Origin of the sequence: Escherichia sp. Marseille-Q3837, from assembly GCF_916618735.1 — a bacterium.
GTDB classification, from domain to species: domain Bacteria; phylum Pseudomonadota; class Gammaproteobacteria; order Enterobacterales; family Enterobacteriaceae; genus Escherichia; species Escherichia ruysiae.
In genome coordinates this window covers 1,366,807-1,391,593 of sequence record NZ_CAKAKC010000001.1, presented here as the reverse complement: position 1 = coordinate 1,391,593, position 24,787 = coordinate 1,366,807, and the positions used below count along the sequence as shown (strand labels likewise).

The 24,787-nt window shown below is 46.1% G+C and carries 16 protein-coding genes, 1 tRNA gene and 2 pseudogenes; 10 read left to right on the top strand and 9 right to left on the bottom strand.

Annotation, left to right across the window (positions count from 1 at the left end):
* Positions 1 to 185: 185 nt before the first annotated feature.
* From LG381_RS06470 to LG381_RS06460, 3 genes are all read right to left on the bottom strand, one after another.
* Positions 186 to 539: a DUF4156 domain-containing protein gene (locus LG381_RS06470; RefSeq protein WP_000558209.1), complete on the bottom strand. Its 354-nt coding sequence runs from the start codon at positions 537 to 539 to the stop codon at positions 186 to 188.
* A 137-nt stretch (positions 540 to 676) separates the two neighbouring features.
* A complete protein-coding gene (gene groL / locus LG381_RS06465) occupies positions 677 to 2,323 on the bottom strand; it encodes a chaperonin GroEL (RefSeq protein ID WP_000729121.1) in 1,647 nt (548 codons plus the stop codon).
* 43 nt (positions 2,324 to 2,366) lie between these two features.
* The gene (locus tag LG381_RS06460) at positions 2,367 to 2,660 is read right to left on the bottom strand and encodes a co-chaperone GroES (protein ID WP_001026276.1); all 294 of its coding nucleotides are present in this window, start codon (positions 2,658 to 2,660) and stop codon (positions 2,367 to 2,369) included.
* Between the two features lie 275 nt (positions 2,661 to 2,935).
* Here LG381_RS06460 and yjeH point away from each other — a divergent pair, with 275 nt between their 5' ends.
* Positions 2,936 to 4,192, top strand: a complete 1,257-nt coding sequence (gene yjeH / locus LG381_RS06455) for an L-methionine/branched-chain amino acid transporter (protein ID WP_225762159.1) — start codon at positions 2,936 to 2,938, stop codon at positions 4,190 to 4,192.
* A gap of 15 nt (positions 4,193 to 4,207) precedes the next feature.
* Here the strand turns inward: yjeH and LG381_RS06450 are convergent, their stop codons facing one another.
* The gene (locus LG381_RS06450) at positions 4,208 to 4,684 is read right to left on the bottom strand and encodes an FxsA family protein (protein ID WP_001267446.1); all 477 of its coding nucleotides are present in this window, start codon (positions 4,682 to 4,684) and stop codon (positions 4,208 to 4,210) included.
* A gap of 336 nt (positions 4,685 to 5,020) precedes the next feature.
* Between LG381_RS06450 and aspA the strand changes: the two genes are divergently transcribed.
* The 9 genes from aspA to LG381_RS06405 all read left to right on the top strand — a co-directional run bounded on the left by aspA (position 5,021) and on the right by LG381_RS06405 (position 13,315).
* Complete coding sequence (aspA, locus tag LG381_RS06445; protein ID WP_010344893.1) at positions 5,021 to 6,457, top strand: aspartate ammonia-lyase; 1,437 nt, start codon at positions 5,021 to 5,023, stop codon at positions 6,455 to 6,457.
* A 117-nt stretch (positions 6,458 to 6,574) separates the two neighbouring features.
* A complete protein-coding gene (dcuA, locus tag LG381_RS06440) occupies positions 6,575 to 7,876 on the top strand; it encodes an anaerobic C4-dicarboxylate transporter DcuA (protein WP_000961959.1) in 1,302 nt (433 codons plus the stop codon).
* A 115-nt stretch (positions 7,877 to 7,991) separates the two neighbouring features.
* Positions 7,992 to 8,330 (top strand): divalent cation tolerance protein CutA, encoded by a 339-nt coding sequence (gene cutA, locus LG381_RS06435; RefSeq protein ID WP_085461256.1) that lies wholly within the window; start codon positions 7,992 to 7,994, stop codon positions 8,328 to 8,330.
* Entirely contained in the window at positions 8,306 to 10,003 is a 1,698-nt protein-coding gene (gene dsbD, locus LG381_RS06430) for a protein-disulfide reductase DsbD (RefSeq protein WP_000068989.1), read from the top strand. The genes cutA and dsbD overlap by 25 nt, the downstream gene beginning before the upstream one ends.
* A gap of 36 nt (positions 10,004 to 10,039) precedes the next feature.
* Positions 10,040 to 10,615, top strand: coding sequence for a transcriptional regulator (locus tag LG381_RS06425; RefSeq protein WP_105280886.1), 576 nt, complete (start codon positions 10,040 to 10,042; stop codon positions 10,613 to 10,615).
* A gap of 106 nt (positions 10,616 to 10,721) precedes the next feature.
* Positions 10,722 to 10,797: transfer RNA gene (locus tag LG381_RS06420), tRNA-Phe, on the top strand.
* Between the two features lie 139 nt (positions 10,798 to 10,936).
* Positions 10,937 to 11,110 carry a hypothetical protein gene (locus LG381_RS06415; protein WP_157944800.1) on the top strand — a complete coding sequence of 58 codons (174 nt, stop codon included), beginning with the start codon at positions 10,937 to 10,939 and terminating at the stop codon, positions 11,108 to 11,110.
* Between the two features lie 401 nt (positions 11,111 to 11,511).
* Positions 11,512 to 12,150 (top strand): Eco29kI family restriction endonuclease, encoded by a 639-nt coding sequence (locus tag LG381_RS06410; RefSeq protein ID WP_085461259.1) that lies wholly within the window; start codon positions 11,512 to 11,514, stop codon positions 12,148 to 12,150.
* A gap of 4 nt (positions 12,151 to 12,154) precedes the next feature.
* A complete protein-coding gene (locus LG381_RS06405; RefSeq protein WP_021551513.1) occupies positions 12,155 to 13,315 on the top strand; it encodes a DNA cytosine methyltransferase in 1,161 nt (386 codons plus the stop codon).
* A gap of 220 nt (positions 13,316 to 13,535) precedes the next feature.
* Here LG381_RS06405 and LG381_RS06400 read toward each other — a convergent pair.
* From LG381_RS06400 to LG381_RS06380, 5 genes and pseudogenes are all read right to left on the bottom strand, one after another.
* Positions 13,536 to 13,800, bottom strand: a pseudogene (locus tag LG381_RS06400) (GNAT family N-acetyltransferase).
* An 11-nt stretch (positions 13,801 to 13,811) separates the two neighbouring features.
* Positions 13,812 to 13,958 (bottom strand): annotated as a pseudogene (yjdI, locus tag LG381_RS06395) (4Fe-4S mono-cluster protein YjdI); the annotation flags it as partial.
* A gap of 111 nt (positions 13,959 to 14,069) precedes the next feature.
* Positions 14,070 to 17,999 carry an autotransporter outer membrane beta-barrel domain-containing protein gene (locus tag LG381_RS06390; RefSeq protein WP_225762158.1) on the bottom strand — a complete coding sequence of 1,310 codons (3,930 nt, stop codon included), beginning with the start codon at positions 17,997 to 17,999 and terminating at the stop codon, positions 14,070 to 14,072.
* Between the two features lie 1,156 nt (positions 18,000 to 19,155).
* Positions 19,156 to 19,986, bottom strand: coding sequence for an AraC family transcriptional regulator (locus LG381_RS06385; RefSeq protein ID WP_225762157.1), 831 nt, complete (start codon positions 19,984 to 19,986; stop codon positions 19,156 to 19,158).
* A 916-nt stretch (positions 19,987 to 20,902) separates the two neighbouring features.
* A complete protein-coding gene (locus LG381_RS06380) occupies positions 20,903 to 24,745 on the bottom strand; it encodes a S6 family peptidase (RefSeq protein WP_225762156.1) in 3,843 nt (1,280 codons plus the stop codon).
* Positions 24,746 to 24,787: the final 42 nt, after the last annotated feature.

The following is a 24,787-nucleotide window of genomic DNA, read 5'->3' as shown; positions in this document are numbered from 1 at the left end:
CGAGGCTGGAGCCATCCAGCCTGAAATTACTGATAACGTGATCGTTGATCATGCCGGATGCGGCGTAAACGCCTTATCTGGCCTACAAATTCTCGAGCATTCAATCAGTTGCAATGCCCGATGTAGGCCTGATAAGCGAAGCGCATCAGGCAATTACACGTTTGTCATCCAGCCTCTGGATCACATCAGTTCGGGCACTTATAAACCTGACCGATAATCTGGCTATCCGTCGGGACAAAACTGGACAACATTCCCTGCGACGGGCTGCTGATGCCATAAATCACGTTACCGCCCATTGCAGCCGCCTGGTTGCGCAGATCGTTTGCTGCGCCGCGCATAGAACCGCCTTCTTCACCATGTTGCCCGGAAAGCCAGTTACTTTGCTTACCTGTCGCAGTACCAATCAGTTGGCACTCTGCACCTGGTTGCTCGTCAACAATGCGCACACTCTGACCGGCAGCACTCAATTCGTTACTGGAGCTACAACCCGCCATCAGTAGCGCGGCACCGACAATCCCTGCTAAGTATTTTACGTGCATGTTATTCCCCATAATCAATGAGCTGGACGCAACTCGTGTCGTCCGTGTCTGAATCTTATACTAGAAAGATGACCAAAAGAAAAACCCCCAGACATTTCTGCCTGAGGGTTTCTTTATTTCTGCAAGGTGCAGGGCAATTACATCATGCCGCCCATGCCACCCATACCGCCCATACCGCCAGCAGCGCCTAAGTCAGCTGCATCGTTTTTCGGCAGGTCGGTAACCATGCACTCGGTGGTGATCATCAGGCCAGCCACAGAAGCTGCGTACTGCAGAGCAGAACGGGTAACTTTGGTTGGATCCAGGATACCCATGTCGATCATGTTGCCGTATTCTTCGGTTGCTGCGTTGTAACCGTAGTTGCCGTCGCCACCTTTAACGGTGTTAGCAACAACAGACGGTTCTTCGCCGCAGTTCAGGACGATCTGACGCAGCGGAGCTTCCATTGCACGCAGTGCAACTTTGATACCCACGTTCTGGTCTTCGTTCTGACCACGCAGGTCAGCCAGTTTAGACGCTACGCGGATCAGCGCAACGCCGCCACCAGCAACCACGCCTTCTTCTACCGCAGCACGGGTCGCGTGCAGGGCGTCTTCAACGCGTGCTTTTTTCTCTTTCATTTCAACTTCGGTAGCAGCACCTACTTTGATAACTGCAACGCCGCCTGCCAGTTTCGCTACGCGCTCCTGCAGTTTTTCACGGTCGTAATCAGAAGTTGCTTCTTCAATCTGCTGACGGATCTGAGCAACACGGCCCTGGATTGCAGCTTCTTCACCCACGCCATCAATGATGGTGGTGGTGTCTTTGTTAATAACAACACGTTTAGCCTGACCCAGGTCTTCCAGGGTCGCTTTTTCCAGCTCCATACCGATCTCTTCAGAGATTACAGTACCGCCGGTCAGGGTTGCGATATCCTGCAGCATTGCTTTACGACGATCGCCGAAGCCCGGTGCTTTAACCGCAGCGACTTTCACGATGCCGCGCATGGTGTTAACAACCAGAGTTGCCAGTGCTTCACCTTCAACATCTTCAGCGATGATCAGCAGCGGTTTGCCTGCTTTTGCAACAGCTTCCAGAACTGGCAGCATTTCGCGGATGTTGGAGATTTTCTTGTCAGCCAGCAGGATGAACGGGCTTTCCAGTTCTACTGCGCCAGTTTCCGGCTTGTTGATGAAGTAAGGAGACAGGTAGCCACGGTCGAACTGCATACCTTCAACCACGTCCAGTTCGTCCTGCAGACCAGTACCATCTTCAACGGTGATAACGCCTTCTTTACCGACTTTGTCCATCGCTTCAGCGATCAATTTACCTACAGTTTCGTCGGAGTTAGCGGAGATAGTACCAACCTGAGCAATAGCTTTAGAGTCAGAGCACGGTACGGACAGCGTTTTCAGTTCTTCAACTGCAGCGGTAACGGCTTTGTCGATACCACGTTTCAGATCCATCGGGTTCATGCCCGCAGCAACAGCTTTCAGACCTTCAGTGATGATAGCCTGAGCCAGTACGGTTGCGGTGGTGGTGCCGTCGCCTGCAGCGTCGTTAGCTTTGGAGGCAACTTCTTTCACCATCTGCGCACCCATGTTTTCGAACTTGTCTTCCAGTTCGATTTCACGAGCAACGGAAACACCATCTTTGGTGATGGTCGGTGCACCGAAAGATTTATCCAGAACTACGTTACGGCCTTTCGGACCGAGGGTAACTTTCACTGCATCTGCCAGTACGTTTACGCCGCGCAGCATTTTCACACGAGCGTCGTTACCGAATTTTACGTCTTTAGCTGCCATTATCTTTATTCCTTAAATTCGTATGTTCAGTGTCGTGCGCGGATTACGCTTCAACAATTGCCAGAATGTCGCTTTCGGACATGATCAACACTTCTTCATTGTCGATCTTCTCAGATTTCACACCGTAGCCATCGTTGAAAATAACGATGTCGCCAACTTTCACGTCCAGCGGCTTCACTTCGCCATTTTCAAGGATACGGCCATTGCCGACAGCCAGCACTTCGCCACGGGTAGATTTAGCCGCTGCAGAGCCGGTCAGAACGATGCCGCCAGCAGATTTAGTTTCAACTTCTTTACGCTTGACGATCACGCGATCATGCAATGGACGAATATTCATTGATAACTCTCCTTTGAGAAAGTCCGTATCTGTTATGGGTGACGCCGGAGCTTACGTGGTTTCCCGGCTGGTGACCAGAGAAATGGGGATGAGGCTTCGCCCCTTCAAGGGGGAAAAAGAAAAAAAATTCTGATCAGCACAAAATCGGGTAAAAATCCTGATTCACCTCACGTTTCATCGCAATTTCGACATCGCCGTCATAAGCGAATCTGATTGTGCTACCATCGAAATCCTGCGCAGTTGCCCAATATTTGGGCGCAATCGGACATCAACCCATGAGTGGACTCAAACAAGAATTGGGGCTGGCCCAGGGTATCGGCCTGCTATCGACGTCATTATTAGGCACTGGCGTGTTTGCCGTTCCTGCGTTAGCTGCACTGGTAGCGGGCAATAACAGCCTCTGGGCGTGGCCTGTTTTGATTATCTTAGTGTTCCCGATTGCAATTGTGTTTGCGATTCTGGGTCGCCACTATCCCAGCGCGGGCGGTGTTGCGCACTTCGTCGGTATGGCGTTCGGCTCGCGGCTTGAGAGAGTCACCGGCTGGCTGTTTTTATCAGTCATTCCCGTAGGTTTGCCCGCCGCGCTACAAATTGCCGCCGGATTCGGCCAGGCGATGTTTGGCTGGCATAGCTGGCAACTGTTGTTGGCAGAACTCGGTACGCTGGCGCTAGTGTGGTATATCGGTACTCGCGGTGTCAGTTCCAGTGCTAATCTACAAACGGTCATTGCCGGGCTTATCGTCGCACTGATTGTCGCCATCTGGTGGGCGGGCGATATCAAACCTGCGAACATCCCCTTCCCCGCGCCAGGTGATATCGAACTTTCCGGGTTATTTGCTGCGTTATCGGTGATGTTCTGGTGCTTTGTCGGTCTGGAGGCATTTGCCCATCTTGCCTCGGAATTTAAAAATCCAGAGCGTGATTTTCCTCGTGCTTTGATGATTGGTCTGCTGCTGGCAGGATTAGTCTACTGGGGCTGTACGGTAGTCGTCTTACACTTCGACGCCTATGGTGAACAAATGGCGGCGGCAGCATCGCTTCCCAAAATTGTAGTGCAGTTGTTCGGTGTAGGAGCGTTATGGATTGCCTGCGTAATTGGCTATCTGGCCTGCTTTGCCAGTCTCAACATTTATATACAGAGCTTCGCCCGCCTGGTCTGGTCGCAGGCGCAACATAATCCTGACCACTACCTGGCACGCCTCTCTTCTCGCCATATACCGCACAATGCCCTTAATGCCGTGCTCGGCTGTTGCGTGGTGAGTACGTTGGTGATTCATGCTTTAGAGATCAATCTGGACGCACTCATTATTTATGCCAACGGCATCTTTATTATGATTTACCTATTGTGCATGTTGGCAGGCTGTAAATTATTACAAGGACGTTATCGCGTACTGGCGGTGGTTGGCGGGCTGTTATGCGTTCTGTTACTGGCAATGGTCGGCTGGAAAAGTCTCTATGCGCTAATCATGCTGGCGGGGTTATGGCTGTTTCTGCCAAAACGAAAAACGCCGGAAAATGGCATAACCACATAATCCGGCGTTTTGACATTAATCCTGGCGATCGTTTTTATGATCAAGGCGGTCGCGGTCATCATCTTTTCGCTGATACTCACCATCAAAAGTATTACCGCCACCGGTTCCGGCGCTAAAACCGCCGCCCGGCATCCGGGAGAAACGCAAATGCGGCATCAGCTTCACTGTCAGATGCTTTTGCACCGGCGGTAATAAAAGAAGAAGACCGAGGAAATCGGTGAAAAAGCCCGGTAATAAAAGCAGCAAACCGGCAATGATCAGCGAAACACTTTTAATCATCTCCGCCGCAGGGTTTTCACCCGCCGCCATTTTTTGTTGCATCAGCACAAAATTCTTAAAGCCCTGATTACGTACCAGTGACATACCGATAACCGACGTGAATATAACCAGTACGAGGGTCAGCAATACCCCCAGGACATGGGCAACCTGAATAAAAATTGAAATCTCAATATAGACATAAAGGAAAATGGCAATAAAAGGTAACCAGCGCAAAGGTTTCTCCTGTAATAGCAACCGGTTAAATCCGGGCGCCTTAATGGGTTGCGAATCGCGTTCAGCTTATATTGTGGTCATTAGCAAAATTTCAAGATGTTTGCGCAACTATTTTTGGTAGTAATCCCAAAGCGGTGATCTATTTCACAAATTAATAATTAAGGGGTAAAAACCGACACTTAAAGTGATCCAGATTACGGTAGAAATCCTCAAGCAGCATATGATCCTGGGTATTCGTCCGATGCAGGGGATAATCGTCGGTCGAAAAACATTCGAAACCACATATATTCTGTGTGTTTAAAGCAAATCATTGGCAGCTTGAAAAAGAAGGTTCACATGTCAAACAACATTCGTATCGAAGAAGATCTGTTGGGTACCAGGGAAGTTCCAGCTGATGCCTACTATGGTGTTCACACTCTGAGAGCGATTGAAAACTTCTATATCAGCAACAGCAAAATCAGCGATATTCCTGAATTTGTTCGCGGTATGGTAATGGTTAAAAAAGCCGCAGCTATGGCAAACAAAGAGCTGCAAACCATTCCTAAAAGTGTAGCGAATGCAATCATTGCCGCATGTGATGAAGTCCTGAATAACGGAAAATGCATGGATCAGTTCCCGGTAGACGTCTACCAGGGCGGCGCAGGTACTTCCGTAAACATGAACACCAACGAAGTGCTGGCCAATATCGGTCTGGAACTGATGGGTCACCAGAAAGGTGAATATCAGTACCTGAACCCGAACGACCATGTTAACAAATGTCAGTCCACTAACGACGCCTACCCGACCGGTTTCCGTATCGCGGTTTACTCTTCCCTGATTAAACTGGTAGATGCGATTAACCAACTGCGCGAAGGCTTTGAACGTAAAGCTGTCGAATTCCAGGACATCCTGAAAATGGGTCGTACCCAGCTGCAGGACGCAGTACCGATGACCCTTGGTCAGGAATTCCGCGCTTTCAGCATTCTGCTGAAAGAAGAAGTGAAAAACATCCAACGTACCGCTGAACTACTGCTGGAAGTTAACCTCGGCGCAACGGCAATCGGTACAGGCCTGAACACGCCGAAAGAGTACTCTCCGCTGGCAGTGAAAAAACTGGCTGAAGTCACTGGCTTCCCATGCGTTCCGGCTGAAGACCTGATCGAAGCGACCTCTGACTGCGGCGCTTACGTTATGGTTCACGGTGCGCTGAAACGCCTGGCTGTGAAGATGTCCAAAATCTGTAACGACCTGCGCTTGCTCTCTTCTGGCCCACGTGCCGGCCTGAACGAGATCAACCTGCCGGAACTGCAGGCGGGCTCTTCCATCATGCCAGCTAAAGTAAACCCGGTTGTTCCGGAAGTGGTTAACCAGGTATGCTTCAAAGTCATCGGTAACGACACCACTGTTACCATGGCAGCAGAAGCAGGTCAGCTGCAGCTGAACGTTATGGAGCCGGTCATTGGCCAGGCTATGTTTGAATCAGTTCATATTCTGACCAACGCTTGCTACAACCTGCTGGAAAAATGCGTTAACGGCATCACTGCTAACAAAGAAGTGTGCGAAGGTTACGTTTACAACTCTATCGGTATCGTCACTTACCTGAACCCGTTCATCGGCCACCACAACGGTGACATCGTGGGTAAAATCTGTGCCGAAACCGGTAAGAGTGTACGTGAAGTCGTTCTGGAACGCGGTCTGTTGACTGAAGCGGAACTAGACGATATTTTCTCCGTACAGAATCTGATGCACCCGGCTTACAAAGCAAAACGCTATACTGATGAAAGCGAACAGTAATCGTACAGGGTAGTACAAATAAAAAAGGCACGTCAGACGACGTGCCTTTTTTCTTGTGAGTAGTAACTTAAAAATAACAATCTAATATCAACTTGTTAAAAAACAAGGAAGGCTAATATGCTAGTTGTAGAACTCATCATAGTTTTGCTGGCGATCTTCTTGGGCGCCAGACTGGGGGGAATAGGTATTGGTTTTGCAGGCGGATTGGGGGTGCTGGTTCTTGCCGCTATTGGCGTCAAACCTGGTAACATCCCGTTCGATGTCATTTCCATTATCATGGCGGTTATCGCCGCTATTTCTGCCATGCAGGTTGCTGGCGGTCTGGACTATCTGGTTCATCAGACAGAAAAGCTGCTGCGCCGTAACCCGAAATACATCACGATCCTCGCACCTATCGTGACCTATTTCCTGACAATTTTTGCGGGTACTGGCAACATCTCTCTGGCAACGCTGCCAGTTATCGCTGAAGTTGCGAAGGAACAAGGCGTTAAACCTTGCCGTCCGCTGTCTACTGCAGTGGTATCCGCGCAGATTGCGATCACCGCATCGCCAATCTCAGCGGCAGTCGTTTACATGTCTTCCGTAATGGAAGGTCATGGCATCAGCTACCTTCATCTGCTCTCTGTGGTCATCCCGTCCACCCTGCTGGCGGTTCTGGTGATGTCCTTCCTGGTCACTATGCTGTTCAACTCCAAACTGTCTGACGATCCGATTTATCGCAAGCGTCTGGAAGAAGGTCTGGTTGAACTGCGCGGTGAAAAGCAGATTGAAATCAAATCTGGTGCAAAAACTTCCGTCTGGCTGTTCCTGCTGGGCGTAGTTGGCGTGGTTATCTATGCAATCATCAACAGCCCGAGCATGGGCCTGGTTGAGAAACCGCTGATGAACACCACTAACGCAATCCTGATCATCATGCTCAGCGTTGCAACTCTGACTACCGTTATCTGTAAAGTTGATACCGACAACATCCTCAACTCCAGCACCTTCAAAGCAGGTATGAGCGCCTGTATTTGTATCCTGGGCGTTGCATGGCTGGGCGATACTTTCGTTTCCAACAACATCGACTGGATCAAAGATACCGCTGGTGAAGTGATTCAGGGTCATCCGTGGCTGCTGGCTGTCATCTTCTTCTTTGCTTCTGCTCTGCTGTACTCTCAGGCTGCAACCGCAAAAGCACTGATGCCGATGGCTCTGGCGCTGAACGTTTCTCCGCTGACCGCTGTTGCTTCTTTTGCTGCGGTGTCTGGTCTGTTCATTCTGCCGACCTACCCGACGCTGGTTGCTGCGGTACAGATGGATGACACGGGTACAACTCGTATCGGTAAATTCGTCTTCAACCATCCGTTCTTCATCCCAGGTACTCTGGGTGTTGCCCTGGCCGTTTGCTTCGGCTTCGTGCTTGGTAGCTTCATGCTGTAATGACCAATCGCGGGGCGTTCACGCCCCGCTTTCTTTCCCGCCGACTAACATCATTCCCTCTTCCGTTGTATAGTGACCTCTCTCTTGCGGTTCCATCTGTTCTTGCGAGGTGTTTATGCTTGATGATAAAAGTTCGAATACCGCGTCTGTCGTGGTGCTGTGTACCGCACCGGATGAAGCGACAGCCCAGGATTTAGCCGCCAAAGTGCTGGCAGAAAAACTGGCGGCCTGTGCAACCCTGATCCCTGGCGCAACCTCACTCTATTACTGGGAAGGTAAGCTGGAACAGGAATATGAAGTACAGATGATCTTAAAAACCGACAACGCTCACCAGCAAGCTCTGCTGGAATGCCTGAAGTCTCATCATCCGTATCAAACCCCGGAGCTTCTGGTTTTACCTGTTATACACGGAGACACAGATTACCTCTCATGGCTCAACGCATCTTTACGCTGATCCTGCTACTTTGCAGCACTTCCGTTTTTGCCGGATTATTCGACACGCCAGGACGCTCACAATTTGTCCCGGCTGATCAGGCTTTTGCTTTTGATTTTCAGCAAAACCAACATGATCTTAATCTGACCTGGCAGATCAAAGACGGTTATTACCTTTACCGTAAACAGATCCGCATCACGCCTGAACACGCGAAAATTGCCGACGTGCAGTTACCGCCTGGCGTCTGGCATGACGATGAGTTTTACGGCAAAAGCGAGATTTATCGCAAGCGACTGACGCTTCCTGTAACCATCAACCAGGCTACGGCTGGCGCGACATTAACTGTCACTTACCAGGGCTGCGCTGACGCTGGTTTCTGCTATCCACCAGAAACCAAAACCGTACCGTTAAGCGAAGTGGTTGCCAACAACGCAGCGCCACAGCCGATGTCTGTCCCGCAGCAAGAGCAGCCCGCCGCGCAATTGCCCTTTTCTGCGCTCTGGGCATTGTTGATCGGCATCGGCATCGCCTTCACCCCCTGCGTACTGCCGATGTACCCACTGATTTCCGGCATCGTGCTAGGCGGTAAACAGCGGCTCTCCACCACCAGAGCATTGTTGCTGACCTTTATTTATGTGCAAGGGATGGCGCTGACCTACACGGCGCTGGGTCTGGTGGTTGCCGCCGCAGGGTTACAGTTCCAGGCGGCGCTACAGCATCCTTACGTGCTTATTGGCCTCGCCATCGTCTTTACCTTGCTGGCGATGTCGATGTTTGGCTTGTTTACCCTGCAACTCCCCTCTTCACTGCAAACGCGCCTCACGCTGATGAGCAATCGCCAACAGGGTGGCTCGCCCGGCGGTGTGTTTGTTATGGGGGCGATTGCCGGTTTGATCTGCTCACCATGCACCACCGCGCCGCTTAGCGCGATTCTGCTATATATCGCCCAAAGCGGAAACATGTGGCTGGGCGGCGGCACACTTTATCTCTATGCGCTGGGCATGGGTCTACCGCTGATGTTAATTACCGTCTTTGGCAACCGTCTGCTGCCGAAAAGCGGTCCGTGGATGGAACAGGTCAAAACCGCGTTTGGTTTTGTGATCCTCGCACTGCCGGTCTTCCTGCTTGAGCGAGTGATTGGCGATATATGGGGATTACGCTTGTGGTCGGCGCTTGGCGTCGCATTCTTTAGCTGGGCCTTTGTCACCAGCTTACAGGCCAAACGCGGTTGGATGCGCATTGTGCAAATAATCCTACTGGCAGCGGCGTTGGTTAGCGTGCGCCCACTCCAGGACTGGGCATTTGGTGCGACTCATACCGCACAAACTCAGGCGCATCTCAACTTTACACCAATCAAAACGGTGGATGAGTTAAATCAGGCGCTCGTTGAAGCCAAAGGTAAACCTGTAATGTTAGATCTCTATGCCGACTGGTGCGTTGCCTGTAAAGAGTTCGAGAAATACACCTTTAGCGACCCACAGGTGCAAAAAGCGTTGGCTGACACAGTCTTACTTCAGGCCAACGTCACCGCTAATGACGCACAAGATGTGGCGCTGTTAAAACATCTAAATGTCCTTGGACTGCCGACAATTCTCTTTTTTGACGGACAAGGCCAGGAGCATCCACAAGCACGCGTCACGGGCTTTATGGATGCTGAAACCTTCAGCGCACATTTGCGCGATCGCCAACCGTGAACGACACTTGCAGTGGGAAAGACGGAGGAAAATAGCGTGCAACGTGAAGATGTACTGGGAGAAGCCCTGAAATTATTAGAATTACAAGGGATTGCCAACACCACGCTGGAGATGGTTGCTGAACGTGTGGATTATCCGCTGGATGAGCTAAGGCGATTCTGGCCGGACAAAGAGGCGATCCTCTACGACGCGCTGCGCTATCTTAGCCAACAGATAGATGTCTGGCGTCGTCAGTTGATGCTGGACGAAACGCTAACCGCCGAACAAAAGCTGCTGGCGCGTTATCAGGCGTTATCAGAGTGCGTTAAAAACAACCGCTATCCGGGCTGTCTGTTTATCGCTGCCTGTACGTTTTATCCCGATCCTGGCCACCCTATTCATCAACTGGCCGATCAGCAAAAAAGCGCGGCCTACGATTTCACCCACGAACTGTTAACCACGCTGGAAGTTGACGATCCGGCGATGGTAGCAAAGCAGATGGAACTGGTGCTGGAAGGCTGTTTAAGCCGAATGCTGGTGAATCGTAGCCAGGCGGATGTCGACACCGCACTCCGACTGGCGGAAGATATCCTGCGCTTCGCCCGCTGCCGCCAGGGTGGTGCACTGACCTGACAGAAACACAGAAAAGAAACGATTTGCCGCAATCTTAAGCAGTTGAATCGCTTTTACTGAAATTAGGTTGACGAGATGTGCAGATTACGGTTTAATGCGCCCCGTTGCCCGGATAGCTCAGTCGGTAGAGCAGGGGATTGAAAATCCCCGTGTCCTTGGTTCGATTCCGAGTCCGGGCACCAAAATTTATAACCCTCGCTCCGGCGGGGGTTTTGTTTTTTGAGCCAACACGTTTTGGTTTATAAGCAGTTACCCTTTTTAAATTTCCTCCTCCCCGGTGGTACAAAATAGGCATTATTATAAAGCCTATCAAATACCGGAATGGCATCTGACACATCCGAAAAAGTTCCTCAGGATCGACTTCTTCCTATCGACAAAGGCGCACTAAAACATTCCCTTGCGATGAAAGCCACTGAACAAACTAAACACAAACGCCCTTCCGCGCAGGCTGAAATCAATGCGATCAGCCAGAACGCCAGGGTAAAAGGCCCGTAACGCAGGAAGACACCACTTCGATATGAGTAGCCCTCATCAACATATTCCAGCCTGAACCAGGGGGGGAAAAGATATGTTTTATTTGGTTGTTCACTAAGTCATCTGTGCTGGGTTGAGAATATTATCTTTAATCAAGAGCACAAATTTACTGCGCCGCTACGCTACACGGCGGATAAAAAATTCACGCTCAAAATGCTAGGGGTTAGCAGCAGTGAGGATTCTTGCAAAACGATGTACAAGCATGGGGCAGCAGCCTCCTACCAACTTGCCCCTACCAAAAAGACTATGGCATACTCGCATCACTTTTGGCCTTGTTCTAACTCGTTACCCATCACAAATAAATATAATAAATTTCAGTTGGTTATTATGTAGCACAAGGAGTGTTGACGGACTCCATTACGATGATTAGTAAACAGTTTGATAGATCTGAGCATGTATATAGAAACGATGCATTTTTAGAACTTCTAAAAGATGCCGTACGTTTTTTTAATGGGACACCTGTACATTCATTACCACCGCCTCAAGGATTTCAGGGAGCCGGTGTTTACGCGCTATACTACACAGGTCATAACCCTTTATACGATGAATTTTCACGAATAAACCGACTTGCATACAACCTTCCTATTTATGTAGGTAAGGCTGTACCAGCAGGATGGCGTCAGTCCAGAATCAGTGATAGCGCCACTCGGGCTGGCTCAGAACTATCTAATAGGATCAGAGAGCATAGTAGAAATATAGCGAAAGCAGAGAACTTGAAGTTAGAAGATTTTTCATGTCGCTTTATCATTTTTGAAGCTACTGGCTCTGACATGATCAGCACAGTCGAAGCAGCACTGATTAAAATTCACAAACCCTTATGGAACACCGTAGTGGATGGTTTTGGGAATCATACTCCTGGTGCTGGTAGATTCGCCCAAGCCAAATCTGATTGGGATGTGATTCACCCAGGCAGGGAATGGGCAGAAAAATGTACTGGCAGGCATTCAGAACCAGCCTCTGTAGAAAATCGAATTAAGCAATACTTTTTGGAATTAAAGTAACAAAATGAAATCCTTAGAAATATTCTCAGGTACTGGCGGTTTAGCGAAAGGTTTAGAACTGGCAGGATTCGAGCATCAAGGGTTTGTTGAGCTCAACAAACATGCTTGCAACTCACTTCGTCTAAATTTTGACAAAGAGAAAGTATTTCAAGGAGATATTAAAAATTACGATTTCACATCTCTTAAGAATATCGATGTCGTGGCTGGCGGACCGCCTTGCCAACCTTTTTCCTTAGGGGGCAAGCATAAAGCCCATGATGACACTCGAGATATGTTCCCCTACGCGATTAAGGCGATCGAAGCTTTACATCCTAAGGCTTTCATCTTCGAAAACGTGAAGGGCTTACTTCGAAAATCATTTGCTGATTACTTCGAATACATCATCCTTCGTTTAACATACCCAACGTTATCTTTGTGTGATGCCCAGGACTGGCAATTACATCTTAACGAGTTACGTAAAGCTAGCAAAGGTACGCATCAAGGCACCACTTATGATGTGTCCTTTAAGTTAGTGAATGCGGCAGACTATGGTGTTCCACAGGTTAGGGAGCGAGTGATAATTGTCGGGATCAGGTCCGACTTAAACAAAAAGTGGACCTTCCCTGCGCCTACGCACAGCCAGGAGCGATTACTGTGGGAACAGTACGTTACAGGGGAGTACTGGAAGGAACATAACATTAGTCCTCTAAAAGATGAACCTCTTACAGAGAGATTGAAAAAACGTTTTGGAGTGTTTCCACCATCAGAGAAACGCTGGGTTACCGTTCGTGATGCTCTCAAAAACGTTCCTCAACCCTATGAGCCCCATGAAATTGAAGATCATATTTTTAAAGATGGCGCCCGTACCTATCCAGGCCACACTGGTAGCTACATTGACCAGCCATCGAAAACATTAAAAGCTGGGGCTCATGGAGTCCCTGGTGGCGAAAATATGATTAGATATGAAAATGATAGCGTCCGTTACTTCACAGTTTATGAAGGAAAACTCCTGCAAACATTCCCTAAAGACTTCCAGGTGACAGGAGCATGGGGAGAAGCAATGAGGCAGATCGGCAACGCTGTACCTGTCTTACTGGCCCAACGGATAGGGCAGCATTTACATAACCTGCTGAATGCAAGTTTACAGGCAGATATTGAACCTCTTAAATGTGCAAATTTCGATTAGATATCTCAATAAATACTAATACCGAAACACATTGTTAGTGGTAGTGCCCGGTGATACATTCGAGGTCGAATGTGTAAATGTAATCTTTTGTTATTAAAATGACTTCGTTGTTTTCACAATGATCTTTAATTCAAGCTGGCACTACTAATTTAATTCCTGAGAACCCGCCTACAAGGCGGGTTTTTGCTTTTGGGAATACGTCCTTCCTGCCTTCGCCCCATCAGCTGCGAATATCATCATACGCACGCGTTTTATCAAATTCGTGTTTCGCAAACGGGCACAGTGGGATAATTTTCCTGGCGCATTTTTTCCACGACTTTCGCTACCAGCTGTTTATCAATCCCCTGCCCTTTCAGGCTTTCATCAACATCGGTATGTTCGATAATCGCTAAATTCTCTCCGGTCGGCACAAAGACAATTTCAGCTATTTGATTTCCCTGCGCATCATTGATGTGAAATTTATTATGACCCTCACATATTTCCATTTTCCCCTCGCTTATTTAAGACGGTATTTCAGCGCGCCGCTCGGGCACGTATCAATAACATTCACGACGGTAGCGACGTCTACTTCATCCAGCATGATCCACGGCTTACGTTTGAGATTAAATAACTTGCCGTTGCCATGTACGCAATTGCCGGAATTTGTAGTGATGTGATGGCCCCCCTTCCCAAGGTGGTCAGTGCCATACATTTACTAACTGCATTAATCCGGGAGTAACATCACTACAGGCCCCTTTTCAGGGGCCTCTTCCTGTCAGAACATATAGCGGAAATTCGCGTTTATCGCGTTATCCACGTTGTATTTACCAAAGGCGGATTTCTCAAACTCCAGACCAAAGCGCATGTTGTCCTTTATCTGTGCGTTCATGCCGACATTGAACAACATCCTGCTGTCCTTCTCTCCTTTAATCCGTTTCTCTCCGGAGGCATCACGAAGAACCGTCTCGCCGTTATTCAGCAGGTCAAACTGCCAGCTGGTTCCGGCACGGGCTGTCACACTCCAGTCCTTACCACTGAATGTTTTACCCAGCTCAATTCCTGTTCTGCCAATCAGCGGGCTGAAATCCTTGTTCTTCATACTCAGATCCATCTCACCGTCTTTCCAGCGGAATGTTTTCCCGGACACTGCGCCGTAAACCAGTTCGGCCTGAGGCTCAATAAAAGTGTCTTCCGTCAGGTGATAACGGTAACCCGTCTCCGCTCCGGCATACCAGGAGTGGGTTCCGTAGTGCTTCGTACCCAGACCGGCAAAGTTGCCTGTGTAGTCATTGTCATGGTGAATATATTTACCAATCAAATCGATATAGGCACCGGAGTTAAACAGTGCTGAAGCATACAGACCGCCCCCCACGGATTTTGTCTTCCCGCTGAACGCATCACTGTCTGCACTGCTGTCGGTATAGGTCATTGTGATACCGGTGAACAGGTCGACACCATCCAGCACATGTTTTTTGTCAAAGCCGACCTGAACGTGAGTGTAATTATCGCTATACCCGCCATCGGCTGAACCGGCGCCGTTCATGATACGGGCCCAGGCACCGGCATCACCGTTCGTGTCACGCAGCTCACCCATACGTTTGTTCAGGTTGTTAACTTCCGTCATAAAGTTTTTGTAGCCGGCATTCATGAAACTGTCCGCCTTCGCTGCAGCCGCTTTATCGGCTTCCGTCCTGAAACCATCCAGAATCCATTGCGTACTGCCACCAGTGGTGTCAACACGCAGCGTCGGTGTTACCCGGCTGAAGCCTGTCACCCGGGTGCCGGCCTTAAAGATATCCTCTGATGTTCCGGCCGGCGCGCTGACCAGCGGGATGTTCAGGGACTGCCCCGGGGTCGGGTTCTTCATAAAGCTGACATTCAGGGTGTTGTCTGAGCCGCTGGCTTTCTCCGTCACGCTGATTTTATCGGCGTTCTTCAGGTCAGTGCGCAGGACAAAGTCACTGCCCGTGGCATCCAGTGTCTTAACCGTCAGGGTACGGAAGGCACCGTTTTCTTCAGACTGTACCCGGCTGTTGCGGGTCGTCAGACTGTTGATGTCGGAGTCTCCGGTCAGCTGCCACAGACCACTGTTCATCCTGACGTTTCCTTTACCGCCGGTGATGGCGCCGTAGTACGCCGCGTTATATCCGCTGAACAACCCGGCAGCCAGAACAGGGGAGACAGAAGAGGAAACTGAACCAGGGTTTTCGGAGCCAATACGAATTGTGGATGAACTGGTTGCATGAACATCCCCGGAAACATGCGCCTGCTGGCTGATGTCCAGCGTGGCGTTATCACCGGTTAAATCATAGCCTTCTGTCATGTATGTCAGTACGGGCATCCAGGTGTTATCAGCTCCGGCTTCCGGTGTTCCGCTCAGGGAGAGTGTACTGTTCTTCCCAATCTGAACCCGACCGTCACTGTAGAGCCCTTTCTGTGCGGTCAGATGCCCGCCGTCACGAACAGAGAGAGCAGAGTTCACAAAGACACCACTGTTCTGCAGCAGAGCATCCGGTGAGGAGACATTTACCTGACTGTCATGAGCCTCAATCCCGCCGGTGAAACGGCTGTTAATATCCAGCGTGGAGTTATTGTTAAGCGTGATATTGCCTGTGTAACTGCTACTGCCGTCGTCTGCTGAGCGTCCTTCACGGACATCCTGGCGGAAGCCAAAACCATTACCTGTAATATTGATTCCATCATACTTATCAATAAATACCGGAACATCGCCTCCAAGTTTCAGCGATGAATCTGACGCAACGATATCGCCTTCAACTATTGAGTTTCGTGCAGTTGTGAACTCAGCATTATCCAGATTCAGCGTCTTAAAACGAAAATGTCTGTTTTCCCAGTCGGGCTGCTCAAAAGAGGACACCTGGTTATTTGTTTTATACTCACTGTTATTTTTCTTATTTGCCTCACTTTCCAGTCTGGCAAAATCAGCAACATAATCTTTGTCACAAAGAACTCCGGGGACATAGCAGAACCGGGGACCTTCACGGAAAATAGCATGTGTTGTGGCATGTCCCTGTAGTCTTAGCTGGGAGTTTCGCACAGTGATAGCATTGTGTGTATCAATGTTCCCGTCAATAATCAGGCTGCTGTCGGCATTTTTTTGTGTTCCGGCATGTTCGATATCCGTATTTCCCGTGATGTTGCCGTGATAGATATAACGCGCGGCGTTTTGTAAGGAAAGAGTCGCTTTTTTATCTGATGTATTGGTGATTACTGTACCAACATCAGTTGCCGCAATCTTCTTAAACGACTGGCTGAACCCGTTTAAATCCAGAGTCCCTCCACGGCTGGTAAAATAAATACCTCTGTAATCACTATTTTTATCCAGCGCATCAACCTGCCCCAGTTTGACCGTTCCGCGACCGCTGGCAACATAGATAGCATTAAACGCTTTTTCTGCATTAAGAAAAACGGTACCGTCACCCGTTTTCAGGTTATTCCCCTGGGCCACATTGACATTCAGTGTCCCGGCTCCTGTTTTGTGCAGGTTATCGTTTGCCACTCCTTTAACCGACCAGTCAACAACCGTCCCTTTTCCGATATCAATACCCGCCCCTTTATAGGTTTTATCTTTCCCGGTGACCGAATAATGTTGCCCCTCATCAAAAATCATTCCTCCGGTTCCTGAGTTCAGGTTATCGGTGAGTTCAATATTCCCGCCACCATGAAATTTCAAATCTTTATTTTTATTATTCTTGGTCAGCTCAATAGCGGTTGTGTTACCGTTAACAGTAATATTTTCATTATTGACGGTCATTTTCTGACCATTGAGGTTCACCTCCTGAGTAAAAGTATTTTTCAGGGTATCGACAGTGTCCTGATCATATCGGGCAAAAAAGGCCCAGGTATCCTTACTAGAGAATGCTTTACCATATGTTGTTCCAAGAATGACCCATTTTTTCCTCTGATTATCATAAAGATAAAATCCGGAACCGCTGTCTCCTCCTGTCACTTCATTATAAAATCCGCCTGTATTATTCGTGGCTAACATATTGTTCCAGTTTAACTGAAACATAGAAGCACTGCGTAATAATGGATTATATGCCTGTCCCACCCCATAAGATGTAACACCGGTTGCTCCGGCTCCAACCCGAAAACCGATTATCTGTTTCTTTCCATTGAACTCAATACCATAACGCTCTAATGCTTCTGCTGCTGATAAGTTGAAATCAGCATGCTCTGTTGCACCAGCTGTTTCAACAACAAACTTATCCAGACGCTGGACCGCAAAGTCACCTTTGGTCACCCGATCAACATAATGATAGTCTGACTGTCCCCATGTCTGAGTTTTAACGGCATGGTGAATAGTGCCATTATGGCTTGCGGTAACACTGTAGGCATTACCAATAGCAGTTGTTGCACCTTTAGCGGATACTGGAGAAAAATCAGGGATCGTTACTTCAGGAAAACTGAATTCACCACCATTTTTTAATGGCGTTTTTACCCCATATGCTCCAGGCTGAAATACACCTTTATTCTGTGCCAAATCGAGATAATCACGGATCCAGAAATTTCGGGTATCCATCTGTGCTGCATAGGCATGTTCAGCAGCACCATAAGACAAGGAGGAAACTATAAATGTAGCGAGAAGTTTTCGACCAGTTTTAGAGGATACTCGGGATGCTAATTCTGATACAGCTATAAGCCCTTGAGTAAGGTGACAATACTTAAGTGAATATATTCTGTTCACGGGTAAGACTCCATAACGTTTATAACATAATACCAACAAATAGAACTATGCCTTTATTAATAAATAAGCTTCCAGTTACCTTTATTAATTGCAGTAAAAAATAAAAATTCAGCCCACGCCTGTAAAAAGCACATCCACAATACAGATTTTATAGTAGTGCAATTAGCATATTTACATTGCAATAATTAAATCACATTGCGCCACCTAAGATTATTTAGAAAAATAATAGCAACTCCATATCCACATTACATAATGAAGGACAAAGCTACAAAAATAAAAGCAAGTAATAAACAACCCCATATGGCGTTTAAGTGTTTTTGTATTTATTGTTTTTTATTTTATATCATTGCGAGGCGCAATTCTTCATTTATTTCGCACACTAATATTATTTTATCATATTCTTTTATTTTTTTCGAAAAACAATAATAGTTTTAGCTTGTGGATGTTTTTATATGCGAAGATTAATTGAGCCCATGGGTAAATAATTCGCTATTATTTAAGTAAACCGCTATATATGTAGATAATGGCGAATTAACGTATCACCTGACACTCTTCTCTCCAAAATTAAGAAGTAGTTGACTCCTCAAGCCAATAAATGTGTATAGAATGATTATACTGGATAGTTACAAGTTCACCGATACGGTGCAGGACTTCAGTGGCGATGTCGGTGGGAGCTTTTGTTTCGTGATATGATGGACGTCCCTTCTTAATGCAGTCAGTGCCATGCTTTTACTGACTGCATTAATCCGGGAGTAATATCACATGAACACGATCAGGATTGTTATATTGCCAAGCCTGTTTTTCAGGTCTGCGTCTGGATTAATGATGATTCTGTTGCATAGAATAGAAACATCTCATGCTCCAAATTGCAGGATATCGTTCAACGATTCGAGTCCGGAACACTAATCGCTATGGAAGCATGTTCAACTTCTCATTTTGGGGGAATGAACGTTCAGTTCTATGGGATATACCCCAAATATTCCCTGCGCAACAGCATCACTTTTGGTTAAAAAATAACATTATTCTTAATATATAGAAAAAAAACTCATCATGGATGGGTAAAACTTATTAAAAATGCATACCTTTTTCACCTCACAGGAAATAGATTGAAAATCAGTAAGAACTGCTTCTATCGCTATTAGATATGCAATATTAATTATGATTTCCTTTTCACTTTCAAGGAGAACTGTTTTGGTGTTATACCAAAATAACTTTTAAAATTACGGATAAAATATGATGTACTAACATATCCGACCTCGTCAGATATACTATTAATATGTTTTTCAGACGTAGTTATTAGTCTTGCTGCATGTTGCATCCTAATATCCAGAACCAAATTGTTAAAATTATTATTCTCTTTTTCAAGTTTTTTACGAATTGAGACTTCTGACATATGTAAGATATTTGCCAGATCAACCAGTCGCCATGGTTTTGAAAGATCCGATTCTATTATTAACTTTAATTTTTCTGTAAAAGTAGAGTCTGTTGAAACTGATAATGAGCAAACCAAAGATTCAATATCATCAACTTTAGATAACAAATAAGTAATATTATAAATTAGTCTATGATGAGGAACATTTGCTTCTATTATCATCTTAAATATCTCTGTATCTGTCTTATCCGCCATGCAATTAAAAATTCTACTTCGCATAGAGCCAACTTTATGTGGATTCAGTAACAATGGTTCCATGACTTTACAGATACAACTTAACATATTGTTATCTATATGAAAGATATCATAAGGCATGCCTTCACCTAACACGTTAAGTGTAACATCAATGACTGTATTTTTCTCAATATAGCATATTGATTCAGGTGGAATATTAATAATCCCTCCATCTATCGTTTTAACCAGTAATTGGGCATTGCGAAGATAAATAATAGCACAATTGTAAAACCTAATCTTTTTAAGAACTAATGTAGAGTTACCGGGTATATCTCCTCTAACAGCAAGCCTCATATTACTTAAAGCATTTTGACTATTCATACAGTCACCCCCATGCTTTGTAAGAATATAATGTCATGGGGTATCCTCTCTGTAAACTCGAAAATAACGCAAAGATGAATACCTCTCAGTAAAAAGTTTCTCATCGACATAGCGACTAACTTTAGAGACTCTAAATAATTAGTCTCTATGATGATAGAATTTATTAACTTTGATAATAATTATGTTATGAAAAAATATGAAAAGACAGAAATCAAATCATTTGATGTTACAGATAACATCTAAACAGAACTGGGAGCTTCCGTGTCGTCTCAGCACCAAACTTAATCTTTATCATTCTTATTCTATAATAGACCTTACTTACACTTAAACATGTGATCTTTGAAATTTCTTTTATTTTCCTCCTTTTAATAAAGTAGAGGTACAGAATCTCTCGTTCAATATCATTAAGAGAGCACAAGATTTGTTCTGGTGGATATGTATAATCAATTGATAACCGATTTCCATAGTGTATAGTTACATTATCAGCACATATGCACTTAACAGGCCCCCCAGAAAAAAGAAGACTGTATAAAAAATAATTATTATTATCGCAGACTATATAAACATGACTATATTGCTGAACGGCCTCATATACAGAGGCACGCCCACTGAACTCAAAACATTTATACCCTTCATCCTGGCTTGCAAAATATAAGATACCATTTTTTAAATAAATGTCTTTTGTAACCATTATTAGAGCAACGGTCATAGCATATATAAAAACATTAGATACCTGAACTGAATTCAACTATAAGCTAAAGTAAAGAAAAAGGCCATTCTAAAAAATAGCAACATAAGATAAAATTTTACACTACTGAATGTCAGGCAGATAAGTATATTTGACTGTCTATAGTAATCAATCAATAAGAAAACCTGAACAATATGTTCAGGTTTTCTTTTTTATCTACTCTACGACTCAGAATGTATAACGAATATTAGCATTAATTAACTTATCAATATTGTAAGAACCAAACTCAGATCGCTCCATATTCAGACTTATCCTGGTGTTTTCTTTGATTTTAGTATTTAACCCGACATTGAATACCACTCTGCTATCTTTACCATTATTAATATATGTATCACCTGCCAGATCCTTGAATGCTGTAACAGTAGGCTTAAATAAATCGTACTGATAATTAATCCCAGTCAATGCTGTAATTTCCCAGTCTTTGCCCCTGAATGTTTTGCCAAATTCAATGCCTGTGCGACCAATCAACGGTTGCATCTGCTTACGTTGCATATTGATCTCAGCTCCATTGAATTGCCAGGAAAACTGATTCTCAGATACAGTACCGTAGATCAACTCTGTTTGCGGCTGTATATATGTTTCGTCAGGTAAGGTAAAACGCCAACCGGTCTCAGCGCCCAAATACCAGGAGTGCGAGCCATAATCTTGTTCTGGCATTCCTAACGCACTTGATGAGTAATGATTGTCATGACGCACATATTTCCCGATAGTATCTACATAGAGTCCAGAGTCAAACATAGCTGAAGCGTACACACCAATACCCGTTGATTTGGTTCTTCCTGACCATCCACTTCCCCGGTTATTACTGTTTGTAAATGTCGCCGTGACCCCAGTAAATAACTCTCCGCCTTCAATTATATGTTTCCTGTCTGCCCCAATTTGCAAGTGCGTATGACTTCCGGTAAATCCATCAGTAGCTGAGCCCGAACCACTGTTAAGTCTAGCCCAGGCTCCTGTTTCACCATGGGTATGGCGTAAATCACCCATACGATCATTCAGATTATTAATTTCTGTAATAAAGTTTTTATAACCGAGATCCATAAAACTCTTGCCTGTCCGCAAAGCGGCTTTATCAGGCTGTATGTAAAATCCCTCCAGACGCCATTGCTTATTAACGTCGGTCTCCAACACATCAAGTTGCGGTGTGAAACTATGGAACCCCGAATTTATTGAAACCGGGTTAAGTGTAAATATATCGCTTTGTGTATTTTTCGGGGCAGTAACCAATGACACAGGGTAACCGGCCTGTTTTACTGAATTCGTCGTAGGAATAACAACTAGTGTGTTATTCGCCCCTGTCAACGTCTGGTTTACCGTCACCGTATCTGCTGCTTTACCATCGGCATTAATAATGAACGAACTGTTAGTGGCCTCCAGCGTATCTGCCGTCAGTCCCCCCTGCCCGAGACGATTAAAACTCAGTGTTGAGCCATTCAAAGTGAGCGACTTAACCACCGACTGCTCATTTGCCAGCCAGGCAGTGTCCTTCATTGTTACACTTGCCAACGGCGCGCTGATATTTCCATAGTAATTTGTGGATTGGTTAATATCAGTCGTGCCAAAGCTAATGCTGGCCGCATCATTGGCATTGATATCTCCAGTGATGATCCCACCCGCGCCAACATTTAAGCTCGTGTTTTGTCCGCTAAGCTCCCAGCTTTGGGCGGAATACATCGTTCCTGGCTGGTCTGATAGTAAGGAAAGGCTCGAACCCGCATTACTGCTTACTATCCCGTCAGAAAGCAATCCGGCTGTAGCGGTCAATTTTGCCCCTTCACCTAATGACAAAGAAGATTGGGTGAAACGGCTGAGCTGATTAAGTGTGGTATCTTTAGAGGTTATCGTCGTCGCACTATCTGTACTATCAATACCACCGACAAAATGTTCATTAATAGTTAGTGCCGATCCTTGTTTCAACTGTACATGTCCATTGAAACGACTCTGATCATCTTCAGCGGTTGCCTTTGACTTACCCAATGTTGGTTTGGTTGCCACGCCATTCCCGTCATTGAGATCAATATAAAGATCCTCACTACCTAATGTAACGGTAGAATGATCGGCATTAATTCTCGTATTAAGGCTGGCGTTTCTTGCAAGGTTAAATTCAGCATTTTGTAAGTTAAGCTCAGCCATACTGAACTGTCGATTTTCCCAATCGTTCTGAGTAAATGACACCGGTTGGGTCAGTACAGAATTGTCACCCAGTGCCTTTAACTTATTTGCTACGTCCTGACTGCTAACGGCGTGAACAACCGGATGTCCTTGCATAAATAGCCGACCATTTTGCTGAGTTACACTCCCCTGAGTATTCACTCCACCATCAATGACGAAATCATTCTGTGCTCCTGCTGTAACCCCATTATTGATATTTAGATTGCCGGTGAAATGGCCGTGCCAGATATTAGCAATCGTGGCTGTTGTATCTGGGCTGTTGAAATCCAGATTAACATTAGCCATGGAGCCACTGTTAGTCAGTATGGCTCCATCATCAGCCCCGTTAAGTTTATGAAAAGTCAAACTATTTCCATTAATGTCGAGCTTGCCGCCATGATAGCCCCATTTGATATTATCTGGATTAATTTGTTTGTCGTCGCTTAGCACCAGAGTAGGGCGCCCGCTTACAATACTGACAGAACTGAACGCCTGGCTCAGTCCGTTATCATCAGCACGCTGTGCTAATATTACGGTTCCGTCTCCCACACTTAAACTTCCTGGGTTTACACCAGTACCGCTAATTTTTAACGTCCCCGTACCCAGTTTATGCAAACTATCACCAGTAACCCCATTAATCTGCCAGTCGACAAGATGCTCACCATTAACAATAATTCCGCCACCTTTCCATGTCTGAGTATCAACGGGCTTGACAATATAATCATCATCAAAAGTAAGTGTGCCAGCCCCCTGATTAATGGCATTTTCTAACACTACAGTACCGCCGCCCTGAAAAGTTAGATCTTTACCGCTATTAAGCGAAGCAGGCCATGTTGCGCCCAAATTTCCATGCATTTCCCATGATGTGCTTCCCTGGGTTAATGAACCAAGTCCCGTTTTTTCGTCATATGACCAATGAATATCCCCCTCACCTTGTTTTGTATTTACCGGTGCATCGGCATCTTGTTTCATCGTATTTTTTACATCACCGGCAGGAATTATTGTGTACCAGTTAGTATTGCCATTGACCCCTGCATATGAATTGAGAACGGCTAACAAAACCCATTTATTTTGGTCTGCATCCCAGGCAAAAAGAGGAGATCCGCTGTCACCAGGAGTACCGTAGGTTGAGAGTGGAGCATTAGTAGTATTCGTGACAAAACTCCAGTCAGATATAAACGGCTTATTTACTATTCCACCTGTTTTATACGAGTACGCCCCCATTAAATGGGAAATTTTTCCGTTGGTATCTTTTACATATTGAGTTCCCGTCCCAACACGATAGAACATAGGGAAACGGTTAGCATTTTGATAGGTTCCATTAGCAGTGCCCGCATTGGTTATATCTAGCGGTGTAACCTCAGTAACAATTTTGTTGAGACGGGGAGTGTGGAAATCTCTCCAATGGTTATTTCTGTCAACAAGGGTATACGAGGAATCATCCGCATAGCCAAATTTCACATATTGATAACCAACATTGTGCTTAACGCTGACGACATATTGTGGCGAAACCAATGTTGCAACCCCAGTAGAGTCATTAGAGCTGAAGTCAATCATGGGTGCCTTATTCAGCGTCGTGACGGGATTGCCATTTTTATCGTATAGAGGAACATTTTCCGCGCCGGGACGGAACTCTCCCTTATTCTCAGCAAAATCACGATACGTTTGGTAGGGAAGTGAGGTTCCAACGACGGAAGCGTATATTGGAAATGAAACTATAGTTCCTATTAACCATACGATATTGTTAGAAATACAAGGTATTACTTTCCCCACACTCCCCTTCTTAGATCTACTAAAGATCTCAGCTACGGCAACAACTTGTTTCTTAGCATTTTTCTTTAATGAGTAAACCTTATTCATTTTCAGACTCACGGAAAGAGGTTAAAACACATTATTTAACCA

What these genes read in the sequence shown, in the direction of transcription:
- LG381_RS06470 (WP_000558209.1), bottom strand. Translation starts at nt 539, where the DNA reads ATGCACGTAAAATACTTAGCAGGGATTGTCGGTGCCGCGCTACTGATG.
- groL (WP_000729121.1), bottom strand. Translation starts at nt 2,323, where the DNA reads ATGGCAGCTAAAGACGTAAAATTCGGTAACGACGCTCGTGTGAAAATG.
- LG381_RS06460 (WP_001026276.1), bottom strand. Translation starts at nt 2,660, where the DNA reads ATGAATATTCGTCCATTGCATGATCGCGTGATCGTCAAGCGTAAAGAA.
- yjeH (WP_225762159.1), top strand. Translation starts at nt 2,936, where the DNA reads ATGAGTGGACTCAAACAAGAATTGGGGCTGGCCCAGGGTATCGGCCTG.
- aspA (WP_010344893.1), top strand. Translation starts at nt 5,021, where the DNA reads ATGTCAAACAACATTCGTATCGAAGAAGATCTGTTGGGTACCAGGGAA.
- dcuA (WP_000961959.1), top strand. Translation starts at nt 6,575, where the DNA reads ATGCTAGTTGTAGAACTCATCATAGTTTTGCTGGCGATCTTCTTGGGC.
- cutA (WP_085461256.1), top strand. Translation starts at nt 7,992, where the DNA reads ATGCTTGATGATAAAAGTTCGAATACCGCGTCTGTCGTGGTGCTGTGT.
- dsbD (WP_000068989.1), top strand. Translation starts at nt 8,306, where the DNA reads ATGGCTCAACGCATCTTTACGCTGATCCTGCTACTTTGCAGCACTTCC.
- LG381_RS06415 (WP_157944800.1), top strand. Translation starts at nt 10,937, where the DNA reads ATGGCATCTGACACATCCGAAAAAGTTCCTCAGGATCGACTTCTTCCT.
- LG381_RS06410 (WP_085461259.1), top strand. Translation starts at nt 11,512, where the DNA reads ATGATTAGTAAACAGTTTGATAGATCTGAGCATGTATATAGAAACGAT.
- LG381_RS06405 (WP_021551513.1), top strand. Translation starts at nt 12,155, where the DNA reads ATGAAATCCTTAGAAATATTCTCAGGTACTGGCGGTTTAGCGAAAGGT.
- LG381_RS06385 (WP_225762157.1), bottom strand. Translation starts at nt 19,986, where the DNA reads ATGAATAGTCAAAATGCTTTAAGTAATATGAGGCTTGCTGTTAGAGGA.
- LG381_RS06380 (WP_225762156.1), bottom strand. Translation starts at nt 24,745, where the DNA reads ATGAATAAGGTTTACTCATTAAAGAAAAATGCTAAGAAACAAGTTGTT.